Source organism: Infirmifilum sp. (genome assembly GCF_049970975.1).
GTDB classification, from domain to species: Archaea; Thermoproteota; Thermoprotei; order Thermofilales; family Thermofilaceae; genus Thermofilum; species Thermofilum uzonense.
This window is the reverse complement of sequence record NZ_JBMFLX010000097.1, coordinates 1-4,900: the sequence shown is the minus strand read 5'-3', so window position 1 is coordinate 4,900 and position 4,900 is coordinate 1. Positions and strand designations below refer to the sequence as shown.

Annotated in this window: 4 protein-coding genes, 1 tRNA gene and 2 pseudogenes; 5 read left to right on the top strand and 2 right to left on the bottom strand. The window is 51.4% G+C overall.

Annotation, left to right across the window (positions count from 1 at the left end; all coding sequences use genetic code 11):
• The 4 genes and pseudogenes from ACP5KC_RS08745 to ACP5KC_RS08730 form a co-directional block, all read left to right on the top strand.
• A pseudogene (locus tag ACP5KC_RS08745) lies at positions 1–441 on the top strand (flap endonuclease-1); the annotation flags it as partial.
• Positions 442–646: 205 nt separating this feature from the next.
• Positions 647–2,224, top strand: a pseudogene (locus ACP5KC_RS08740) (ATP-dependent DNA ligase); the annotation flags it as partial.
• A gap of 40 nt (positions 2,225–2,264) precedes the next feature.
• Positions 2,265–2,780: a type 1 glutamine amidotransferase domain-containing protein gene (locus ACP5KC_RS08735; protein ID WP_273433736.1), complete on the top strand. Its 516-nt coding sequence runs from the start codon at positions 2,265–2,267 to the stop codon at positions 2,778–2,780.
• Positions 2,781–2,807: 27 nt separating this feature from the next.
• Entirely contained in the window at positions 2,808–3,770 is a 963-nt protein-coding gene (locus ACP5KC_RS08730) for an MBL fold metallo-hydrolase (protein WP_191118554.1), read from the top strand.
• A 15-nt stretch (positions 3,771–3,785) separates the two neighbouring features.
• Here ACP5KC_RS08730 and ACP5KC_RS08725 read toward each other — a convergent pair whose 3' ends face one another.
• Positions 3,786–4,304 (bottom strand): CDP-2,3-bis-(O-geranylgeranyl)-sn-glycerol synthase, encoded by a 519-nt coding sequence (locus ACP5KC_RS08725; protein ID WP_273433738.1) that lies wholly within the window; start codon positions 4,302–4,304, stop codon positions 3,786–3,788.
• 40 nt (positions 4,305–4,344) lie between these two features.
• Entirely contained in the window at positions 4,345–4,629 is a 285-nt protein-coding gene (locus tag ACP5KC_RS08720) for a hypothetical protein (protein WP_273433739.1), read from the bottom strand.
• A 156-nt stretch (positions 4,630–4,785) separates the two neighbouring features.
• Between ACP5KC_RS08720 and ACP5KC_RS08715 the strand changes: the two genes are divergently transcribed.
• Positions 4,786–4,882, top strand: a tRNA-Ala gene (locus ACP5KC_RS08715).
• The last annotated feature ends 18 nt before the right edge of the window (positions 4,883–4,900 follow it).

The following is a 4,900-nucleotide window of genomic DNA, read 5'->3' as shown; positions in this document are numbered from 1 at the left end:
ACAGAGTGGCTTCCAAGCAAGCAGCGGGCTAGACGGCTTGAACCAGAGCTTGTAGAGATGAGTGTTGTCCTGGAAAAGCTAGGGATCAGTAGGCGCCAACTTGTAGAGGTCGCAATCCTTGTGGGCACGGACTATAACGAGGGAGTAAGGGGAGTTGGCCCTAAAAAAGCCTTGAAGCTTATCAGGACGTATGGGAGCATTGAGAGACTCCCCGAGAGCATTAAGAAATCCATACCCGACTATGAGGACGTCTTAAACATCTTCATGAAACCGGTAGTCTACGAGACTTACAGGCTAGAGTTCAGGGAGCCTGACTATGAAGGACTAGAGCATTTCCTAGTGGATGAGAATGAGTTCTCTGAAGAGCGTGTTAAGACACTGCTTGAGCGGCTGAGACGTGCCTGGGGGAAACAATTACAGGCCCACCTAGACATGTTCTAGTAACAACACAATTTCTCTTCATGCTTTCCTAGCGGCTCCCACCAGGACGAGTCAAGGGTAACGTTAGGGCATAAGCTTACAAGGCACGGCTTCTGCCTGTAATAGAAAGGTCTCCCCAGTCTAGTTTCGATGCAGCGTTGATTGCAAATTTAACCACCCACTTAATCTTTTAGTAAAGGGGGGTGTCACGGTAAGCTTTAGCGAGCTCGTGAAAGTGGCTAAGGAGGTTGAGAACACAAGCAGCCGGTTAAACAAGGTGAAGATTCTCTCATCGTTTCTCAGCAAGCTAACCCCGGAGGATGCCAAGATCGCAGTCTTACTCCTGACTGGTAGGATTTTCCCGGAGGGGGACGAGCGTGAGCTCGGGATAGGATTCTCAACGATCTCCAGCGTAGTCAAACAGCTAGAGACTACAAGGATTACGCATCTGATCCAGGCTTCGCCTACGCTCAAGGACGTGTACTCAACGCTTGATAAAATCTCACGCGTCACAGGTGAAGGCGCGCGAAACAGGAAGATGAACCTACTACGCGGGCTCTTCTCGCAACTCAGCCGTGAAGAGTTAGAGTACCTGTTAAGGATAATCTTCGGCGAGGTTCGGATAGGGGCTAACGTGGGAGTGGTTCTTGAGTCTCTCGCGAGGATTCGAGACTATAGCCCAGAGGAGATAAGGCGGGCCTACATGCTAGTGGGTGACATAAGCGAGCTCGCTCAGATGGTCGTCGAAGGAGTCAACGTTAGGGAAGTGTCCCTTAAGCTCTTCAGGCCCGTCAAGCCCATGCTCGCGGACATGGCTTATAGCGCACTGGAGATCCTGAAGGAGCACTCGGGCTATACTTCCGCCGAATACAAATACGACGGCATGAGGGTTCAGGTTCACGTCAAGAACGGCAAAGTAGAGGTATACTCGCGTCGTATGAACAGGATCACAGACTATCTGCCCGAGGTAGTCGACACGGTGAAAGGATACTTCAAGGCGGACTCTGCGGTGCTAGACGGGGAGGCTGTAGGTATAGTTAACGGGAGGCCTCTACCTTTCCAAGACATCGCCAGGCGATTTAGGAGGAAGAGCGAGTTGAGGAGCTTCCTAAAGACGATACCGCTTCACGTGTACTTCTTCGACCTGCTCTACATAGACGGCAGAGTGCTCATAGACGAGCCTTACACGAATAGAAGAAGGATTCTAGAGGAAAAACTGGAAGGTGAGCTTCTAGCCAGGCAGACATATGCTAGGACCCCTGAAGAACTCGAGAAACTCTTCAAGGAAGCCCTGAACGAAGGCCACGAAGGCGTCATCTGCAAGCACCCCCAGTCTGCTTACGAGCCTGGGAACAGGGGTAGGAAGTGGCTGAAGCTGAAGAAGACTGACACCATCGACTGCGTAATCGTGGCTGCAGAGTGGGGTCACGGGAGGCGTAGTGGATGGCTGAGCGATTACTATCTCGCTGTCCGCGACGAGAGAACAGGTGGATTCGCAATTGTTGGGAAGACCTTCAAGGGCTTAACAGACGCAGAGTTCGAGGAAATAACAAAGAAGCTGCTTGCGATAAAGGTCAGAGAGGAGGGATGGGTTGTCCACGTTAGGCCCGAGATAGTTGTCGAGGTGGACTACGCAGAGATACAGAGGAGCCCGCGCTACGCCTCAGGCCTGGCCCTCCGCTTCGCACGCATAAAACGCTTACGCCCGGATAAGTCTCCAGACGATGTTACGACTCTGCAGGAGCTCTGGAGAAGGTACGAGGAGCAGCAAAGAGTTAAGGGTATAGACAATCTTGGCCTTTAGAGACGATAGGGATAAAAATTGCTGAGCGGTCTTAGAGTTGATGAAGGCTGCGGTTCTTATAGAAGATTTATTTGACGAGCGCGAGCTCATTTATCCCTTATACAGGCTTCAGGAGCTAGGCTTCCAGGTGGACGTTGTCGGCCCCGAGGTCAAAGAGTACAAGGGGAAGAGCGGGCTAATCTTAAAGGCGACAAAGGACGTAAGGTCAGCGTTACAGGAGGAATATCTCGTAGTTTGGATTCCAGGAGGCTATGCTCCTGACAGGTTGAGGAGAAGCAAGGAGATAATCCAGTTTGTTAGAAAGACAGCTGAAAGGGGCGTTGTCGCCGCGGTTTGTCATGCTCCCTGGCTTCTCGTGTCAGCAGGCCTAGCAAAAGGAAGAAGGCTTACAGGGTTTTTCTCGATACATGATGATCTGAGGAACGCGGGGGCGATCCTAGTAGACGCATCGTTCGTGAGGGACGGGAACATTGTCACGGGTACAGGTCCCGAAGCAATGCCCGGAATGTTCAAGCTTATCCTTGAGGCGCTCCGCGAAAAGGGGATAAATATCTAAAAGTTGATCAAATTCCTCGAGAACAAAGTGGCGGTGATGCTGAGAGTCTCAAGCGTGGCGATAACACCTATAGCAGACGAGAGCCTCGGCGTCAGGTCGATGAGCCTCTTCGTCGAGACACCTGACACCCGTATACTCTTCGATGCCGGTGTGAGCCTTGGGCCTCACAGGTACGGCCTGCCCCCACACCCGGAGGAGTTTCGAGCCCTGAACTTGCATCGAGAACGAGTCGCTGAGTTCGCGGAGAAGGCTGAGATTGTCACAATTTCACATTATCACCGGGATCATTTCACGCCGCCGTATGCCTCGCTATACGAGTGTACTGAAAGGGATACATTCTTTGAAGTGTATAGCGGTAAAACAATTCTAGCCAAGTCACAGGAGAGCAACATAAATCACAGCCAGAAGCTGAGGGCAAGAGCCCTCGTCAAAGCACTAGAAGAGTCAAAGGCCGGGGCAAGGCTCGTGTACCTGGATAATAACAGCTTCAAAGCCGGTGACACATTAATATCTGGTTTTCTCGCTATGCACGGCGACGAGCGGCTAGGGTGGGTGCTCTGCTTTAAGCTCTACGTCGCCGGGGAGCCGATTCTCGCGTTTATGCCTGATGTTCAAGGCCCTGTCTCTGACGAGGCACTTCAGGTCCTTCTAGGCGAGGGGTTCAGGGTAGCGGTTATCGGCGGCCCCCCAACGTACTTGACGCGGGAGTCCGGGGATAATAGGGTGAAGAAGGGGCTCGAGAACCTTTCTAAGGCTTTAAGGGTCAACCGTGTGAACGTGCTTTCACATCACATCCTCAGGGATCCGGATTGGAGGGGGGTTCTAGAAGAGTATGCTCCAGGCGCTGAGGTCAAGCTTTACAGCGAGATAGCGGGCTTCGAGTTTACTCCTCTTGAAGCATATAGAAACCTTTTGTACGAGACAGACCCCCCTCCCGCCTCCTACCTAGAATCTCTCAGGAGGAAAACCCTGAAGTGCTCGGACTTATAGTCCCCGGCTTGTGATTCACCAGGGATTGGATTTAAGGCCTAAGAGATATGCCAGAGTGTTCGTGGCGAGATGTAGGAGTGGCGTCATTATCACGACTATTAGGAAGTACTCCAGGCGTACTGGGGCAAACAACTGGTATAGTATTGTAGCTCCCAGCACGAAGTCCAGCTGATCCAGTAGCGGTGCAGGGTCTCCAGGCTTCAATCCAAGTCTCCTCTTTACGAATGCACCTGCGAGATCCCCGGCTAGAGCGCCAAAGGAGAGGATCAACGCCAATGGGAAGCTGTGCAGCTCCCAAAGTTGCAACCCGGCTCCTGCAAGTGAGCCTGCCGACAGTCCGCCTATAAAGCCCTCGAGTGTTTTATTGTCGCCGAGAACCCTTTTCCCGTCGATAAAGTTTAACCCCAGATCAAGGGGGTGTGTTTTTCCCCCGAGTTTTCGTAGAAAATACACTGTGGGCACGGGAGCAGCGTTGGCGACGTACGCTGGGAGTATCCAGAGAATTGCGCCTATAACGGTATCCTGAACTGACACACAAAGGTAACAATGGGTAAAAAATATCTTTTTTGATCATCTAGCGGGCGAGTTTCTCTAGAAACTCCATGATGTTTTTTACTCCACTCAGGATAGAATTCTCGGTGACTAGTAGAGGCACCTCGGTGGTGCCGTACTCCATAAGCAGCCAACCTCTAAGACCGTTCTTAGAGACGTCGACAATCCTTATTTTTCCTGATATATCTCCCAACCTTGACAAAAGTGTCTGGGACTCCTCCCCGCCATCTACAAACAATACCCCCAGAGTTGGATCCTTCATCACCATCCTACTAGCCCCCTCAAGCTTTATCCAATCATTTTCCAAGCATTCACCCTACTAGTTGAATACAGCTGTATAGAGACTCAAAAATCCTTGCCAAATACCCTGAAAGTTTCGGCATGTGAAACAAGAACGCTGAAAGTGTAAGGAGAAATCAAACCATAGAAATTTTTTAAACAGGGACATTCATTTGTTATTTGAGGGCCGGTCGTCTAGCGGGAGGATGTCGCCTTCGCAAGGGCTAATGTAGGGGCTCCGAGTACGGCGGAGGTCCCGGGTTCGAATCCCGGCCGGTCCACTCTCTATATTTTTGGGG